Below are 16,385 nucleotides of genomic sequence, written 5' to 3'. Positions count from 1 at the left end.
CGTAAGCGCTGGGGAATGCCGGTGCGGGGCGGCCGCAGGGCCGTAGTCGTGACCGGGGCCAGCGGCGGTGTGGGCCGGGCCACGGCGGTGGCCTTCGGCGCGCCAGGGCGACCGGGTCGCCCTGCTGGCCCGGGGACGCGAGGGCCTGGCCGCGGCCGCCGACGAGGTGCGGCGCGCCGGGGGCGAGGCCCTCGTCGTGCCCGTGGACGTGTCCGACGCGAAGGCCGTCGACGACGCGGCCCAGCAGGTCGCCGACACGTTCGGACAGATCGACGTCTGGGTCAACAACGCGTTCACCGGGGTGTTCGCGCCGGTCACCGAGATCACGGCGGACGAGTTCCGCCGGGTGACCGAAGTGACGTACCTGGGTTACGTGTTCGGCACACGGGCCGCGCTGCGGCACATGCTGCCGCGGGACCGGGGCACCATCGTGCAGGTCGGTTCCGCGCTCGCCTACCGCGGGATCCCGCTGCAGTCGGCGTACTGCGGGGCCAAGCACGCCATCCAGGGGTTCAACGAGTCGCTGCGGTGCGAACTGCTGCACAGCGGCACCGGCGTCCGTACCACGATGGTGCAGATGCCCGGGCTCAACACCCCCCAGTTCGACTGGGTGTTGAACCGGATGCCGGGCAAGGCCCGGCCCGTCGCGCCGGTGTACCAGCCGGAGGTGGCGGCGCGGGCGATCCTGCACGCGGCCTCGCACGGACGGCGGCGCGAGTACTGGGTCGGCGGATCCACGGTGGCCACCCTGCTCGCCAACGCGGTGGCGCCCGGGATCCTGGACCGCTATCTGGCGCGGACCGCGTTCGACTCCCAGCAGGAGGACGGCGAGCACGGCGGGCCGAGCAATCTGTGGGCGCCGGTGGACGTTGTGCACGGGCGGGACTTCGGGGCGCACGGGCGCTTCGACGACGAGGCGGTCGACGACAGTCCGCAGGACTGGGTGTCCCGCAACCGGTCCCGGATGGGCGCCGGGCTGGTGGTCGCGGGGCTGGGCGCCGCGGTGACCACCGGACTGCGCCGCCGCGGCCGCCAGGGCTGACCCGCACGCGGATCGCCGTCAGCCCACCCGGTAGTCCTCCACCTCCTCGGTGCGCAGCGTCAGACCGTGGCCCACCCCGCACAGCGGCCGCACCGTTCCGCCCGTCGGGTCCAGGGCGCCGTCGAAGAACATGTCCTCGATGCGGACGTGGTCGTGGAACCACTCCATGTGCCGGATGTTGGGCAGCGCGGCGGCGGCCGCCGCGTGGGCGTGCGGGGCGCAGTGGGTGGAGACCTCCAGCCCGTGGGCCTGGGCCAGGGCGGCGGCGCGCAGGAACTCGGTGATGCCGCCGCAGCGCGTGGCGTCGATCTGCAGACAGTCGACGGCGCCGGCCGCGATCATCCGGGCGAAGTACTGCAGGTCGTAGCCGTACTCGCCCGCCGTCACGTCGACGACCAGCGCGTCCCGGACCAGCCGCAGGCCCGTCAGGTCGTCCGAGGACACCGGTTCCTCGAACCAGCCCACCCCGTGCTCGGCGAGCGCGTGGCCGACCCGTACCGCCTGTTTGCGGGTGTAGGCGCCGTTGGCGTCGACGTACAACTCGGCCTCGTCGCCGATGATGTGGCGGGCGGCCCGGACACGGGCCAGGTCGCGATGGACCGCCCGACCCCAGCTCTCCCCGATCTTGATCTTGACGCGCGGGATCTGCTGCCCGTGCACCCAGCCGCCGAGCTGCGCCGCGAGATGCGTGTCGTGGTACGTGGTGAACCCGCCGCTGCCGTAGACCGGGACCCGCTCGTGGCAGACGCCGAGGACGCGGGCGAGGGGGAGTTCCAGCAGGCGGGCCTTGAGGTCCCACAGGGCGATGTCGAGCGCCGAGATGGCCCCTCCCGCGATGCCCTGCCGGCCCGCGTTGCGCACCGAACGGCACATCGCGTCGTGCAGGGCGGGGATGTCGAACGGGTCCCGTCCCTCGACCAGCGGGGCGAGGTCGTCGCGCAGGAAGTCACCGACCGCCGACGGGCCGTACGTCCAGCCCGTGCCGGTCGCGTCGCCCGCGCTCACCTCGGCGATCACCACGGTCGTGGAGTCCCAGGCCAGCGTGCCGTCGGCCTCGGGCGCGTCGGTCGGCACCGTGTAGACGGAGACGACGGGTCGGTGGAGTTTCATCGCCGCCACCCCCGGGTCAGGACGGCTGGAGCTGCGGCAGCACCTTCGTACGGTAGAAGTCGAAGAAGCCGCGCAGGTCGGGGCCGATCTGGTTGACGTAGACGCGGTCGAAGCCTGCGTCGGCGAACTGCCGCAGTTCGGCGACGTGCTCGTCGACGTCGTCGCCGCACACCCGGTTCTCGCGCACCATGTCCTCGGTGATCAGCTGCTGCGCCTGCTCGAAGTGCTTGGGGGAGGGCAGGACCTGGCTCAGCTCGCCGGGCAGCTGCTCGTTCGCCCACAGCCGGTGCACGGTCCGTACCGCCTCGTCCCTGTCGAGGTCGTAGCAGACCTTGGTGCCGCCGCTGACCAGCTTCCCGCCGCCCCCGCCCTTGCGGTACTGCTCCACCATGGAGGCGTCCGGCATCATCGTGATGTAGCCGTCGCCGACCCGGGACGCCAGCTGGGTGGCGGCCGGTCCGAAGCCGGAGACGTCGATCGGCACGGGCTCGTCGGGGACGGTGTAGAGGCGGGCGTTCTCGACCGTGTAGTGCGGGCCGTGGTGGTTGACCTCCTCGCCGGTGAACAGCCGGCGCATCACCTGGATCGCCTCCTCCAGCATCTCCAGGCGCACGTGGGCGGGCGGCCAGTGGTCGCCGAGGATGTGCTCGTTGAGCGCCTCGCCCGAGCCGAGGCCCAGCCGGAAGGCGCCGTCGGTCATCACCGCGCTGGTCGCCGCGGCCTGCGCCACCACCGCCGGGTGCATCCGCACGGTCGGGCAGGTCACGGCCGTCTCGATCGGCAGCGACACGGCCTCGGACAGCGCGCCGATCACCGACCAGACGAACGGGCTCTGGCCCTGCTCGTCGTTCCACGGGTGGTAGTGGTCCGAGATCCACAGCGCCTGGAACCCGGCCTGTTCGGCCATCCGCGCCTGCTCGATCAGCTCGGCGGGACCGTACTGCTCGCACGAGAGGAAGTAACCGTACTCGGGCATGGGGGTGTTGCCTCCGCGACGTCGGCGGTTGGTGTCCCGGGCCGGGTACCCGGCGGCCGGAGGGGAAACCGGCGCACGTTTGGCGGGCCTGACCAGGGGGACGCGGAAGTTTCCGTACGACGCACGCGACAGCGCCGGAGGCGAACCGTGGCTCGACCCCGCATCGTGATCGTCGGCGCCGGCTTCGCCGGCTACCAGACGGCCCGCACCCTGTCCCGGCAGATGCGGCACAATGCCGACGTCACCCTGCTGAACCCGACCGACTACTTCCTGTACCTGCCCCTGCTGCCCCAGGTCGCCGCCGGGATCCTGGAGCCGCGCCGGGTGACGGTCTCCCTCTCCGGCACCCTGCCGCACGTCCGGCTGGTGCTCGGCGAGGCCGACGGGATCGACCTCGACGGACGGACCGTGCACTACACGGGACCCGAGGGCGAGGGCGGGACCCTGAGCTACGACCGGCTGGTGCTCGCCGCCGGCAGCGTCAACAAGCTGCTGCCGATCCCGGGCGTGGCCGAGCACGCGCACGGCTTCCGTGGGCTGCCCGAGGCGCTGTACCTGCGTGACCACGTGACCCGGCAGGTGGAGCTCGCCGCGTCCGAGGACGACCCGAAGACCTGCGCGGCGCGCACCACCTTCGTGGTCGTCGGCGCGGGCTACACCGGCACGGAGGTCGCCGCGCAGGGGAAGCTGTTCACCGACGCGCAGGTCCGCAAACACCCCTTGCGCAAGGGGATACGGCCGCGGTGGCTGCTCCTCGACATCGCGAAGCGGGTGCTGCCGGAACTCGACGAGCGTCTTTCCCGCACCGCCGACTCGGTGCTGCGCGAGCGGGGCGTGGACGTGCGGATGGGCACCTCGGTGAAGGAGGCCACGCACGACGGAGTCCTGCTGACGGACGGGGAGTTCGTGCCGACCCGTTCGCTGGTGTGGTGCGTGGGCGTACGGCCGGATCCGCTCGCCGACTCGCTGGGACTGCCCATGGAACGCGGCCGGCTGCTCGTCGACCCGCACCTGCAGGTGCCGGGCCGGCCCGAGCTGTTCGCGGCCGGGGACGCGGCGGCCGTTCCCGACCTGGAGAACCCCGGCCAGTACACGCCGATGACCGCGCAGCACGCCTGGCGGCAGGGCAAGGCGGCCGGGCGCAACGTGGCCGCGTCCCTCGGCTTCGGCGAGCGGCACGCCTACCGCCACCGCGACCTGGGGTTCGTCGTGGACCTGGGCGGGGTGAAGGCCGCCGCCAATCCGCTCGGCGTCCATCTGTCCGGGCCGCTCGCGGGTGCGGTCACCCGGGGCTACCACCTCGCCGCGATGCCCGGCAACCGCGTCCGGGTCGTCGCCGACTGGTTCCTGGATGCCGTACTGCCGCGCCAGGCCGTCCAGTTGGGCCTCGTACGCTCCTGGTCGGTCCCGCTGGACACCGCGTCCCCAGAACTGGCCCGAGTGGCCGGCCGCCCGGACCAACAGCACGACACACCGGCCCCCTCCGGCCCAGGCGCAGCAACAGCCGAGGACACCGGCACGGCTCGGGACCCCGAGCCCGCCAAGGAGCAACCGGGCGCCTCTGAGCCGGCGAAGAACCAGCCGGGTGGTGAAGCGGCCAAGAATCAGTCCGGTGGTGAGGCTGCCAAGAATCAGCCCGGCGGTGAGGCCGCCAAGAATCAACCCGGTCCCGGGCCGGCCGCGGGTGCTCGCGGCCGGGAGCCGGAGCAGGGGCCGGGGCCCGTCAAACGTGCCGACGCCTCCGCGGAAGGAGACTCATGAACACCGCCGAACTCGTAGAGCTGGGCCAGCAGTTGCGCGTGGACAGCGTGCGCGCCTCGGCCGCCGCCGGGTCCGGGCATCCGACGTCCTCGATGTCAGCCGCGGACCTGATGGCCGTGCTGATCGCCAACCACTTCCGGTACGACTTCGACCGTCCCGCCCACCCCGCCAACGACCGCTTCGTGCTGTCCAAGGGCCACGCCTCACCCCTGCTGTACTCCGTCTACAAGGCGGTCGGCGCCGTCGACGACGAGGAACTGCTCACCTTCCGTAAGCTCGGCAGCCGCCTCGAGGGCCACCCGACCCCACGCCAACTGCCGTGGGTCGAGACCGCCACCGGCTCGCTCGGCCAGGGCCTGCCCGTCGGTGTCGGCATCGCGCTGGCCGGCAAGCGCCTCGAGCGCACCGGCTACCGCGTCTGGGTGCTGTGCGGGGACAGCGAGCTGGCCGAGGGGTCGGTGTGGGAGGCCGCCGAGCAGGCGGCGTACGAGAACCTCGACAACCTCACCGCGATCGTCGACGTGAACCGGCTGGGACAGCGCGGCCCCACCCGGCACGGACACGACCTCGACGCCTACGCCCGCCGCTTCCAGGCGTTCGGCTGGCACACCGTCGAGGTGGACGGCCATGACGTCGACGCGATCGACCGGGCCTACGGCGAGGCCGCCTCGACGTCCGGTCAGCCCACGGCGATCCTCGCCCGCACCCTCAAGGGCAAGGGCGTGGAGTCCGTCCAGGACCGCGAGGGCCTGCACGGCAAGCCGCTGCCGGAGGCCGAGGAGGCGATCGCGGAACTCGGCGGACCGCGCGACATCCGCGTCCGGGTGAACGAACCGCCCGCCGCCCGCATGCTGCACTCCGTGCCCGCCGGGAGCCTGGAGCTGCCCCGCTGGGACATGGGGGACGAGGTCGCCACCCGCAACGCGTTCGGGCAGGCCCTTGCCGCCCTCGGCGGCGGACGCGGCGACGTCGTCGCCCTCGACGGCGAGGTCGGCGACTCCACGCGGGCCGAGTTCTTCGCCAAGGAGTACCCCGACCGCTACTTCGAGTGCTACATCGCCGAGCAGCAGATGGTCGCCGCGGCCGTGGGACTGGCCTCGCGCGGCTGGGTGCCGTACGCCTCCACGTTCGCGGCCTTCCTGACGCGCGCCTACGACTTCGTGCGGATGGCGTCGATCAGCGGCGCCGGCATCAACCTCGTCGGCTCGCACGCGGGCACCGCGATCGGGCAGGACGGGCCCTCCCAGATGGGCCTGGAGGACCTGGCGATGATGCGGTCGGTGTACGGCTCGACCGTGCTGTACCCGTGCGACGCCAACCAGACCGCGCAGCTCGTCGCCGCCATGGCCGGCCTCGACGGCGTCCGCTATCTGCGCACCTCGCGCGGCGAGAGCCCGGTGATCTACGGGCCCGACGAGGAGTTCCCGATCGGCGGCAGCAAGGTGCTGCGCTCCTCGGACCAGGACCGGCTGACGATCGTCGCGGCGGGGGTCACCGTGCAGGAGGCGCTGACGGCCGCCGACGCGCTGGAGCGGGACGGCATCCGGGCCCGGGTCGTCGACCTTTACTCGGTCAAGCCGGTCGACCGGCGGACCCTGCGGCAGGCCGCCGAGGACACCGGCTGTCTCGTGACCGTCGAGGACCACCACGAGGAGGGCGGCATCGGCGACGCCGTCCTGGACGCCTTCCTCGACGGGCGGCCCGTGCCCCGCCTGGTGCGCCTCGCGGTGCGCGACATGCCGGGATCCGCCTCGCCCGAGGAGCAGCTGCACGCCGCCGGCATCGACGCCGAGGCGATCGCGGCCGCCGGGAAGCTGCTGGTGGAGGAGGCGGTCGTACGGTGAGCGACGACGGCGTACGGACCGTACGGGCCGGGCGCCGCACGGTGCAGGTGCACCGGCCGGACAAGGTGCTCTTCCCGGGGGACGGCGGGGCGAAGGAGTACACCAAGGGCGACCTGGTCGACTACTACCGCTCCGCCGCCCCGTTCCTCCTGCCGCATCTGCGGGGCCGTCCGCTGATGCTGGAACGGCATCCCGACGGTGTCGAGGGTCCGCGGTTCATGCAGAAGAACACCCCGGAGAACTACCCGGAGTGGATCACCCGCGTCGAGCTGGCCAAGGAGGGCGGCACCGTCTGCCACACGGTGTGCGACGACTCCGCCACCCTCGTCTACCTCGCCGACCAGGCCTCGATCACCCTGCACCGCTGGCTGTCCCGGGTGGGCAGCGTGGAGCGGCCCGACCGGATGGTCTTCGACCTGGATCCGGCCGGCGACGACTTCACCGCGGTGCGGGAGGCCGCCTCGCTGCTCGGCGAACTCCTCGACGAGCTGAGGCTCCCCTCGGCGCTGATGACGACCGGCTCGCGCGGACTGCACGTGGTGGTGCCCCTCGACGGGCGGCACGACTTCGACGAGGTCCGCGCGTTCGCCCGCGACGCCGCCGACACCCTGGCCGAGGCCCACCCCGACCGGCTCACCACCGCCGCCCGCAAGAAGGACCGCGGTGACCGCCTCTACCTGGACGTGGGCCGCAACGCCTACGCGCAGACCGCCGTCGCCCCGCTCACCGTCCGCGCCCGGCCCGGCGCACCCGTGGCGACCCCCATCGACTGGAGCCAGCTGGACGACCCGGACCTTTCCGCCCGCCGCTGGACCATCGCCGACGCCCTCGAACAGGTCCGCCGCGATCCCTGGGCCGGGATCAACCGCAGGGCACGGGCGCTGGGGCCGGCCCGGCGCAGGTTGGACGCGTTGCGCGGCGCCTGAAGGTTTGGCCACTGATATTGCGGCCACCCGCAAACAAGAGGTGGCCATGTCTGACACAAAAGACTCACACGAATCCCAGAATTCACAGAAATCACAGAATTCGGACAAAGGGAATGGCGGGGCGAGCAAGCGGCCAGGTCCGGTGCAGGTGCTGCGCGACGCGCGTACGCAGCTCGCGGAGCTGACCGGTATGGACGCCGAGAGCGTCTCGTCGTTCGAGCAGACCGAGGACGGCTGGTCACTCGAGGTGGAGGTCCTCGAACTGGCCCGGGTGCCGGACACGATGAGCCTGATGGCGAGCTATCAGGTCGAACTCGACCCCGACGGCCAGCTGACCGGTTACCGGCGCGTCCGCCGCTACGAACGCGGGCGGGCCGACGCACACAGGTCGGGGGGCCGCTAGGCCGCCGACCTGCTCACACACTCGAAACCACAGACAAGGAGGCGCGGTCGGCATGACCGTTGTCCCGGCACAGCAGACCGGCGGTGGGGGCGGTTCCAGCGGCCTCTACGACGTTCTGGAACTCGTCCTCGACAGGGGTCTGGTCATTGACGCGTTCGTACGAGTCTCCCTGGTCGGCATCGAGATCCTGAAGATCGACGTACGTGTCGTCGTGGCCAGCGTCGACACCTACCTGCGCTTCGCCGAGGCGTGCAACCGGCTCGACCTGGAGTCCGGTCCGCACAAGAACCCCGGCCTGCCCGACCTGGTCGGCGAGATGACCGAGTCCGGCGCGCAGGGCAAGTCCAAGGGCGCACTCTCGGGGGCCGCCGAGACCATCTCCGGCGCCTTCAAGGAGGCACGTGGCGAAGGGGGCCGTGAGCGGGAGACCGAATCCCGGCCGCGCGCCCGCAAGAGCACCTCCTCGCGCAGGAAGGAGGACGACGAGTGAGCACGTACGTCTACGGCATCACCGCGAGTTCGCACCCCGCGCTCCCGAAGGACCTCGCCGGTGTGGGCGACCCGCCGCGCCCGGTGCGGATCCTCGAGGCGGGCGAGCTGACGGCAGTCGTCAGCGACGCGCCCGAGGGGCTGCGGCCCAAGCGCAAGGACCTGCTCGCCCACCAGACGGTGCTCGCCGAGGCGGGCGCGGCCGGGGTCGTGCTGCCCATGCGCTTCGGCAGCGTCGCCCCCGACGACGACACCGTCACGAGCGTCCTCACCGAGCGCGCGGACCACTACAAGGAGCGGCTGCGCGCCCTAGAGGGCATGGTCGAGTACAACGTCAAGGCCACCCATCAGGAAGAGGCCGTGCTGCACCTGGTGATGTCCGCGAACCCGGACATCCGGGCCATGACCGAGGCCAACCGCAAAGCCGGCGGCGGCAGTTACGACGACCGGCTGCGCCTCGGCGAGATGGTGGTCGCCGCCGTCAAGGCCCGGGAGAGCGAGGACGCGGACGCGGTGCGCAGCGCCCTGGAACCCCTCGCCTCGGACGTCAGCGTGGGCCCCGAGTCCACCGGCTGGCTGGTCAACGTCTCCTTCCTGGTGGACCGCGACTCCGCCGACCGGTTCCTGACCGCGGTGGAGAACGTCCGCGACAGCCATCCGCACATCGAGCTGCGCGTCAACGGCCCGCTGCCGCCGTACAGCTTCGTCGAACCGGGCCCCGCCGAGCACGCGGGCACGGCGGCCGGTCCGGGAGTCGCCCAGGAGTGAGGCCGTGGGACTCATCAAGGAGCTGGTTCTGCTGCCCTTCGCCCCGGTGCGCGGCAGCGGCTGGGTGATCGGGCAGGTCCTGCGGGAGGCGGAGCGCATCTACTACGACCCCGCCGCGGTCAGGGCCGAACTCGCGCGGCTGGAGGAGCGGTTGGAGGCCGGCGAGATCGACGAGGAGGAGTTCGACCGACAGGAGGACGAACTCCTGGACCGGCTGGAGATAGGCCTGCGCGGTGGCGCGGGCACAGGCGACGGGACGGCACGATGAACCGAGTGGGAATGGGCCTCGCCCTAGGGGCCGGATATCTTCTGGGACGTACCAAGAAGATGAAACTGGCGTTCGCCGTCGGCACCATGGTGGCCGGCAAGCGGATGCATCTGAGCCCGAAGGCGCTCGCGGACCTGATGTCCCAGCAACTGCAGAACAACCCGCAGTTCAAGGAGATCGGGGACCAGCTGCGCGGGGACCTGCGCGGGGTCGGCAAGGCGGCCTCGGGCGCGATGGTGGAGCGGCAGATCAACTCCCTCGCCGACCGTCTGCACAGCCGTACGGCGCAGGTCCACGACCAGCTCAGCGGCGTGGCCGGCACGGTCGGCGGCCGTGACTCCGAAGAGGAGGACGCCAGCGCCGAGCGGGAGGACACTGAGGAAGAGGAGCCGCGCGAGGAGTACGACGAGGACGAGCCGGAGACCGAGGAGGAGGCCCCGGACACGGAGGCCGAGGACGAGTCCCCGGACGATGAGGAGGACGAGGCGGAGCCTGCGAAGCGGACCGCCAAGAAGACCGCGAAGAAGACCGCGGCCCCGAGGTCCGCCGCCAAGAAGGCCCCGGCCAAGAAGACGGCGGCCAAGAAGACCGCGAGCAAGAAGGCCCCCGCGAAGAAGACCGCCAAGAAGACCGCCGGCCGTGGCGGCTCGGCGGCCAGGGGCGCCGCCCGCGGAGCCGGCACCCGCCTGCCGAAGGGAGACGGTGAGCGATGACCGAGACCCTCGGATCGGCGACCTCCGCCGCGCGCGGAGCGACCGACAAGGCGAACCAGAACCCGCTGACCGACCTCGCCCACAGCGAGGCCGCCGACCGCCTCAAGGCCGAACTGCAGGACTACCTGGCCGCGCAGGCCCAGCGACTGCTGACCGGCGTCGGCCGCAAGCTCGGCGAGACGACCGGCAAGCTCAACGACATAGCCGAGGGCAACAGCCCCGGCTTCGCCAAGCTCGCTCTCGACGGCGGCCGCAAGCTCGCCGAGGGCAAGGGGCCGCTGCGCTCCGCACTGGAGCTCGGCGCCTCCCGCGCCAAGGAGAACGTGGTGGATGCCTTCAAGAACCTCGGTGGGGGCAAGAGCAAGCGCAAGCGCGGGGCGGGCAAGAAGCCGACGGTGATCATCGAGTCCGTCGACGTGGGAGTGGACCGGCGCACGGCCTACGACCAGTGGACGCAGTACCAGGACTTCAGCACCTTCGCCAAGGGCGTCAAGAACGCCAGCCGCTCCGACGACACCCAGTCGGACTGGCAGCTGAAGGTCTTCTGGTCCAACCGCAGCTGGAAGGCGAAGACCACCGAGCAGATACCGGACGACCGGATCGCCTGGACCTCGGAGGGCGCCAAGGGCACCACCAAGGGCGTCGTCTCCTTCCACCGCCTCGACGACAACCTGACCCGGGTGCTGCTGGTCATCGAGTACTACCCCTCGGGGCTGTTCGAGAAGACCGGCAACATCTGGCGCGCCCAGGGCCGCCGGGCCCGGCTCGACCTCAAGAACTACGTCCGCTTCATCACCCTCAAGGGCGAGGCCGAGGACAGCTGGCGCGGCGAGATCCGCGACGGCGAGGTGGTCCGCAGCCACGAGGACGCGGTCGCCGAGGAGGAGCAGGAGGGCGAGGAGTCGTACGAGGGCGACGAGGAGGAGCCCAGGGACGACGAGGCGCGCGAGGAGGACGAGGAGACTCGCGCCGAGGACGAGGAAGAGCCCGAGGAGGACGAGGAGCCCCGGGACGAGGAGGAAGAGGAGCCCGAGGAGCCCGAGGAGCCCGAGGAGGACGAGGAGGAGGCCGAGGGCGAGTACGAGGAGGAGGAAGAGCCGGAGTACGAGGACGAGGAAGAGCCCGAGTACGAGTACGCCGACGGCGGGAGCCGTCGATGAGCATGGCCGGCCGGATGCCCGAACCCTATGGACAGGGTTCGGGCGCCAACCTTGCCGACATCCTCGAGCGCGTGCTCGACAAGGGCATCGTGATCGCCGGTGACATCAGGATCAACCTGCTCGACATCGAACTCCTCACGATCAAGCTCCGGCTGATCGTCGCCTCGGTGGACAAGGCGAAGGAGATGGGCATCGACTGGTGGGAGACCGACCCCGCCCTGTCCTCGCGTGCCCGCCACAACGAACTCGCCCGGGAGAACGCCGAGCTGAAGGAACGGCTGGAGCGGATGGAACTCGACGGCGCGCAGCGTGCGGACCGGCGCGCCACGGAGGAGGAGGCGCCATGACCGGACTGCGGTACGTCTACGCCGTCTGCCGCCCCTTCGGCGCCCCGCTGCAGGCCCAGTTGAAGGGTGTGGCGGGCGATCCGCCCAGACTGCTGTCCCACCACGGCCTGATCGCCGTGGTGAGTCACGTACCGGAGCGGGACTTCGCCGAGGAGCCGCTCCGCAGGCGTCTGGAGGACCTGGACTGGCTGACCGAGACGGCGAGGGCCCATCAGAGCGTGATCGACGCCCTCACCGTGGTCACCACCCCGCTGCCCCTGCGGCTGGCCACCGTCTTCCGGGACGACAGCGGGGTCCGCGTCATGCTGGAGGAACGCGAGGAGGACTTCCGGCGCACCCTGGACCGGCTGCAGGGCCGCGTCGAGTGGGGCGTCAAGGTGTACGTCGACAACGGTCCGGAGACCGGCGCGGAGCCCGCGCCGAAGCCGGCGTCGGGCCGTGACTATCTGCGGCAGCGGCGGACGCGGGCGCGGGCGCACGAGGATCTGTGGCAGCAGACGGAGGAGTTCGCGAACGGTCTGCACAGCACGCTGTCCCGGTATGCCGAGGACTCCCGGCTGCACGCCCCGCAGAATCCCGCACTGTCCGGTGTCTCCGGGCGCAATGTGCTCAACGCCGCCTATCTCGTGCCCCGGGACCATTCCGAGGAATTCGTGGAACTGGTGGACCGGACCAAGGACCAGACAAAGGCGGACAGCCCCGGGATCCGAGTGGAGCTGACCGGGCCGTGGGCCGCCTATTCCTTCGCGGGAGAAGAAGCATGACCGTCATCGAACGCCGGGAGATCGCCCTCGTGGACCTGCTCGACCGGCTGCTCGCCGGCGGCGTCGTCATCACGGGGGACATCACGCTGCGCATCGCGGACGTCGATCTGGTGCGCATCGATCTCAACGCGTTGATCAGCTCGGTCAACGAGCAGGTGCCGTCGCCCTGGGGGGAGTCGCTGTGACCGCACGCCGAGGCCGGATGGACCTGGAGCCGGACACCGTCGAGCGCGACCTGGTCAAACTCGTCCTGACCGTCGTGGAGTTGCTGCGCCAGCTCATGGAGCGCCAGGCGCTGCGCCGCTTCGACGTGGGCGACCTCACCGAGGACCAGGAGGAGCGGATCGGGCTCACGCTGATGCTTCTCGACGACCGGATGACCGAACTGCGCGAGCGGTACGGACTGCGGCCCGAGGACCTCAATCTGGACCTCGGACCACTCGGACCGCTGCTGCCCCGGGAATGAGTCCCGCTGCGTCAGACGTCTTTCCGGCACAGGATTTCCCCGTGGAGGACGGCGAACCAGCCGTCCTCGTGCTCGCCCCACTCCCGCCAGGCCTGTGACACCGCCCGCAGCTGTTCCACGGTGGCGTGCCCGCCGCCGGTGGCCCGCTCCGCGTACGCGGAGGCCATCGTCCGGTCCGCCCACAGTCCGCTCCACCAGGCCCGCTCCTCGGGCGTCGCGTAGGTCCAGGTGCTGGAGGTGGCGGTGACGTCGGTCAGGCCGGCCCGCAGCGCCCAGGACCTCAGCCGGCGCCCGGCGTCCGGCTCCCCGCCGTTGGCCCGGGCCACCCGCCGGTACAGGTCCAGCCAGTCGTCCATGCCGGCCGACTCCGGATACCAGGTCATCGCCGCGTAGTCGCCGTCGCGTGCGGCGATGAACCCGCCCGGCCTGGTGACCCGCCGCATCTCGCGCAGGGCCTGCACCGGGTCGCCGACGTGCTGCAGCACCTGGTGGGCGTGGACGACGCAGAAGGTGTCGTCGGGGTAGTCCAGGGCGTGGACGTCGGCGACGGCGAAGTCGACGTTGGTCAGGCCGCGTGCGGCGGCCGTGGCCCGGGCCTGGTCCAGGATGCCCGGCGCGTGGTCGACGCCGGTGACCTGGCCGTCGGGGACCAGGGCCGCCAGGTCGGCGGTGATGGTGCCGGGGCCGCAGCCGATGTCCAGGATCCGCATGTGCGGCTTGAGGGAGCCGAGCAGGTAGGCCGCGGAGTTGGCGGCGGTCCGCCAGGTGTGCGAGCGCAGCACCGACTCGTGGTGCCCGTGCGTGTAGACGGCGGTCTCCTGCGACTTCGACATGACGAACTCCCCTGTTCGACGGCTTGCCGGTTACGCATCACGCTACGCCCGCATGTCGAACTGTGAGACCCGCGTATTGCGATGTGGACTGACGTCGCGTCAGCCAAAAGGAGTGGTGAGTCGCGGCGGTTACCCTGAGGTGCCCGTTTCCCGTACCGCGGGCGATCGCCGAGCCCGGAGGGTCCCTGAATGCGTCTGCTCCTCATACGTCACGGCCAGACCCCCAGCAATGTCGACAATCTGCTGGACACGGCCGTCCCGGGGGCGGGCCTGACCCCGCTGGGCGAGCGGCAGGCCGCGGCACTGCCGGAGGCCCTGGCCGACGAGGACATCGAGGCCCTGTACGCCTCCACGCTGGTGCGTACGCAGCTCACTGCCGCGCCGCTGGCCGCCGCACGGGGCCTGGAGGTCCTGGTCCGGGACGGGATCCGGGAGCTGTCCGCCGGGGAGCTGGAGATGCTGCCCGGGGACACGGAGCAGGGTGAGCTGTACATGAAGACGGTGTTCGCCTGGGCCGACGGGGACACGGCGCTGCGGATGCCGGGCGGGGAGACGGGCGCGGAGGCGCTGGCGCGCTACGACGCGGTGGTCGCGGAGGCGGCCGGCAGCGGGGCCCGCACGGTCGCCATGGTCAGCCACGGCGCGGCGATCCGGATGTGGACGGCCGTCCGCGCGGACAACGTCGACGTGCCGTTCGCGGCGGCCCACCCCCTGAGCAACACCGGTGTGGTGATCCTGGAGGGCTCGCCCTCGGACGGGTGGAAGGCGTTGTCGTGGGCGGGGGCCGTCGTCGCGCCCAGCGGCGACAGCGGTCCCGCCGGAGAGTCCGTGGACGAGGTGCGATAAGGGTTTGCCCCGCCCCGCCGGTCGCCCGCAGAATGCCTCCTCATGGGACATCTGGAAGCCGCGCATCTCGAGTACTACCTCCCCGACGGGAGGGCGCTGCTCGGCGATGTGTCCTTCCGGGTGGGCGAAGGGGCCCTCGTGGCCCTGGTGGGCCCCAACGGCGCGGGGAAGACCACCCTGCTGCGGCTGATCTCCGGCGAGCTGAAGCCGCACGGCGGCACCGTCACCGTCAGCGGCGGGCTCGGCGTGATGCGGCAGTTCGTCGGGTCCGTACGGGACGAGACGACCGTGCGGGACCTGCTGGTGTCGGTGGCGCCGCCCCGGATCCGCGAGGCCGCGCGGGCCGTCGACAAGGCCGAGCACGCCATCATGACCGTCGACGACGAGGCCGCCCAGCTCACCTACGCGCAGGCGCTCGCCGACTGGGCCGAGGCGCGCGGGTACGAGGCCGAGACGCTGTGGGACATGTGCACCACGGCCGCGCTCGGGGTGCCCTACGAGCAGGCGCAGTGGCGGCAGGTGCGCACGCTGTCCGGCGGTGAGCAGAAGCGGCTGGTGCTGGAGGCGCTGCTGCGCGGCACGGACGAGGTGCTGCTGCTCGACGAGCCCGACAACTACCTGGACGTGCCCGGCAAGCGCTGGCTGGAGGAGCGGCTGAAGGAGACCCGCAAGACGGTGCTCTTCGTCTCCCACGACCGTGAACTCCTCTCGCGGGCCGCCGAGAAGATCGTCTCCGTGGAGCCGGGCCCCGCCGGTGCCGACGCCTGGGTGCACGGCGGCGGCTTCGCCACCTACCACGACGCCCGGCGTGAACGCTTCGCGCGGTTCGAGGAGTTGCGCCGCCGCTGGGACGAGAAGCACGCCCAGCTGAAGAAGCTGGTGCTGAACCTCCGTCAGGCGGCCACCGTCAGCCATGAACTGGCCTCCCGCTACCAGGCCGCGCAGACCCGGCTCAGGAAGTTCGAGGAGGCGGGACCGCCGCCCGAGCCGCCGCGCGAGCAGGACATCACCATGCGGCTCAAGGGCGGTCGTACCGGCGTCAGGGCCGTGACCTGCGAGCAACTGGAGCTGACCGGGCTGATGAAGCCCTTCGACCTGGAGGTCTTCTACGGCGAACGGGTCGCCGTCCTCGGCTCCAACGGCTCCGGAAAGTCGCACTTCCTGCGGCTGCTGGCCGGGGAGGACGTGGCGCACTCGGGGGAGTGGAAGCTCGGGGCGCGCGTGGAGCCCGGGCACTTCGCCCAGACCCACGCCCACCCCGAGCTCCAGGGCCGCACCCTGCTGGACATCCTGTGGCAGGAGCACTCCCAGGACCGGGGCGCGGCGATGTCCCGGCTGCGCCGCTACGAGCTGACCGGCCAGGCCGAGCAGGCCTTCGACCGGCTCTCCGGCGGCCAGCAGGCCCGCTTCCAGATCCTGCTCCTCGAGCTGCAGGGCGTGACGGCCCTGCTGCTCGACGAGCCGACCGACAACCTCGACCTGGAGTCCGCCGAGGCGCTCCAGGAGGGCCTGGAGGCCTTCGACGGCACGGTGCTCGCGGTCACCCACGACCGCTGGTTCGCGCGCTCGTTCGACCGCTATCTGGTCTTCGGCAGCGACGGACGCGTCCGGGAGACACCGGAAGCGGTGTGGGACGAGCGGAGGGTGGAGCGGGCGCGGTAGACCGCGC

The 16,385-nt window shown here is 71.7% G+C and carries 18 protein-coding genes and 1 pseudogene; 16 read left to right on the top strand and 3 right to left on the bottom strand.

The features are described 5' to 3' along the window. Positions 1-15: 15 nt before the first annotated feature. A pseudogene (locus tag ACWCQ1_RS11520) lies at positions 16-1,042 on the top strand (SDR family oxidoreductase). A gap of 18 nt (positions 1,043-1,060) precedes the next feature. Here the strand turns inward: ACWCQ1_RS11520 and ACWCQ1_RS11515 are convergent. Together ACWCQ1_RS11515 and ACWCQ1_RS11510 are read right to left on the bottom strand one after the other, a co-directional pair. Then, entirely contained in the window at positions 1,061-2,152 is a 1,092-nt protein-coding gene (locus ACWCQ1_RS11515; protein WP_451026350.1) for an enolase C-terminal domain-like protein, read from the bottom strand. Positions 2,153-2,168: 16 nt separating this feature from the next. Then, the gene (locus tag ACWCQ1_RS11510) at positions 2,169-3,128 is read right to left on the bottom strand and encodes an LLM class F420-dependent oxidoreductase (RefSeq protein WP_358596369.1); all 960 of its coding nucleotides are present in this window, start codon (positions 3,126-3,128) and stop codon (positions 2,169-2,171) included. A gap of 147 nt (positions 3,129-3,275) precedes the next feature. Here ACWCQ1_RS11510 and ACWCQ1_RS11505 point away from each other — a divergent pair, with 147 nt between their 5' ends. From ACWCQ1_RS11505 to ACWCQ1_RS11445, 13 genes are read left to right on the top strand one after another with little or no spacing between them, the layout of a single operon-like run. Next, positions 3,276-4,889, top strand: a complete 1,614-nt coding sequence (locus ACWCQ1_RS11505) for an FAD-dependent oxidoreductase (protein WP_451026349.1) — start codon at positions 3,276-3,278, stop codon at positions 4,887-4,889. Further along, positions 4,886-6,733, top strand: coding sequence for a transketolase (locus tag ACWCQ1_RS11500; protein WP_358596363.1), 1,848 nt, complete (start codon positions 4,886-4,888; stop codon positions 6,731-6,733). Before ACWCQ1_RS11505 ends, ACWCQ1_RS11500 begins: the two co-directional genes overlap by 4 nt. Beyond that, complete coding sequence (ligD, locus tag ACWCQ1_RS11495) at positions 6,730-7,659, top strand: non-homologous end-joining DNA ligase (RefSeq protein ID WP_451026348.1); 930 nt, start codon at positions 6,730-6,732, stop codon at positions 7,657-7,659. The genes ACWCQ1_RS11500 and ligD overlap by 4 nt, the downstream gene beginning before the upstream one ends. A gap of 46 nt (positions 7,660-7,705) precedes the next feature. Then, positions 7,706-8,062: a gas vesicle protein GvpO gene (locus ACWCQ1_RS11490; RefSeq protein ID WP_133042138.1), complete on the top strand. Its 357-nt coding sequence runs from the start codon at positions 7,706-7,708 to the stop codon at positions 8,060-8,062. A gap of 52 nt (positions 8,063-8,114) precedes the next feature. Beyond that, a complete protein-coding gene (locus ACWCQ1_RS11485; RefSeq protein ID WP_133041846.1) occupies positions 8,115-8,552 on the top strand; it encodes a gas vesicle structural protein GvpA in 438 nt (145 codons plus the stop codon). Continuing rightward, a complete protein-coding gene (locus ACWCQ1_RS11480; protein WP_451026347.1) occupies positions 8,549-9,319 on the top strand; it encodes a GvpL/GvpF family gas vesicle protein in 771 nt (256 codons plus the stop codon). The genes ACWCQ1_RS11485 and ACWCQ1_RS11480 overlap by 4 nt, the downstream gene beginning before the upstream one ends. 4 nt (positions 9,320-9,323) lie before the next feature. Next, positions 9,324-9,587 (top strand): gas vesicle protein GvpG, encoded by a 264-nt coding sequence (locus tag ACWCQ1_RS11475; protein ID WP_451026346.1) that lies wholly within the window; start codon positions 9,324-9,326, stop codon positions 9,585-9,587. Then, positions 9,584-10,300 (top strand): DNA primase, encoded by a 717-nt coding sequence (locus tag ACWCQ1_RS11470; protein ID WP_133041849.1) that lies wholly within the window; start codon positions 9,584-9,586, stop codon positions 10,298-10,300. The genes ACWCQ1_RS11475 and ACWCQ1_RS11470 overlap by 4 nt, the downstream gene beginning before the upstream one ends. Further along, entirely contained in the window at positions 10,297-11,460 is a 1,164-nt protein-coding gene (locus tag ACWCQ1_RS11465; RefSeq protein ID WP_451026345.1) for an SRPBCC family protein, read from the top strand. The genes ACWCQ1_RS11470 and ACWCQ1_RS11465 overlap by 4 nt, the downstream gene beginning before the upstream one ends. Beyond that, complete coding sequence (locus ACWCQ1_RS11460) at positions 11,457-11,807, top strand: gas vesicle protein (protein WP_133041851.1); 351 nt, start codon at positions 11,457-11,459, stop codon at positions 11,805-11,807. The genes ACWCQ1_RS11465 and ACWCQ1_RS11460 overlap by 4 nt, the downstream gene beginning before the upstream one ends. After that, entirely contained in the window at positions 11,804-12,571 is a 768-nt protein-coding gene (locus ACWCQ1_RS11455) for a GvpL/GvpF family gas vesicle protein (protein ID WP_451026344.1), read from the top strand. Before ACWCQ1_RS11460 ends, ACWCQ1_RS11455 begins: the two co-directional genes overlap by 4 nt. Further along, the gene (locus ACWCQ1_RS11450; protein ID WP_358596334.1) at positions 12,568-12,756 is read left to right on the top strand and encodes a gas vesicle protein; all 189 of its coding nucleotides are present in this window, start codon (positions 12,568-12,570) and stop codon (positions 12,754-12,756) included. The genes ACWCQ1_RS11455 and ACWCQ1_RS11450 overlap by 4 nt, the downstream gene beginning before the upstream one ends. After that, entirely contained in the window at positions 12,753-13,037 is a 285-nt protein-coding gene (locus tag ACWCQ1_RS11445; protein WP_165954739.1) for a gas vesicle protein K, read from the top strand. The genes ACWCQ1_RS11450 and ACWCQ1_RS11445 overlap by 4 nt, the downstream gene beginning before the upstream one ends. An 11-nt stretch (positions 13,038-13,048) precedes the next feature. On the opposite strand, the gene ACWCQ1_RS11440 is transcribed toward ACWCQ1_RS11445, so the two are convergent. Further along, complete coding sequence (locus ACWCQ1_RS11440) at positions 13,049-13,870, bottom strand: class I SAM-dependent methyltransferase (RefSeq protein WP_451026343.1); 822 nt, start codon at positions 13,868-13,870, stop codon at positions 13,049-13,051. A gap of 189 nt (positions 13,871-14,059) precedes the next feature. Between ACWCQ1_RS11440 and ACWCQ1_RS11435 the strand changes: the two genes are divergently transcribed. Together ACWCQ1_RS11435 and ACWCQ1_RS11430 are read left to right on the top strand one after the other, a co-directional pair. Further along, positions 14,060-14,716 (top strand): histidine phosphatase family protein, encoded by a 657-nt coding sequence (locus ACWCQ1_RS11435; protein ID WP_358596328.1) that lies wholly within the window; start codon positions 14,060-14,062, stop codon positions 14,714-14,716. A 42-nt stretch (positions 14,717-14,758) separates the two neighbouring features. Then, positions 14,759-16,378 carry an ABC-F family ATP-binding cassette domain-containing protein gene (locus tag ACWCQ1_RS11430; protein ID WP_451026342.1) on the top strand — a complete coding sequence of 540 codons (1,620 nt, stop codon included), beginning with the start codon at positions 14,759-14,761 and terminating at the stop codon, positions 16,376-16,378. Positions 16,379-16,385: the final 7 nt, after the last annotated feature.

It is taken from the genome of Streptomyces sp. NPDC002144, assembly GCF_053593695.1.
Note: the sequence above shows the minus strand (reverse complement) of the source record. Positions and strands in the feature narration are given on the sequence as shown.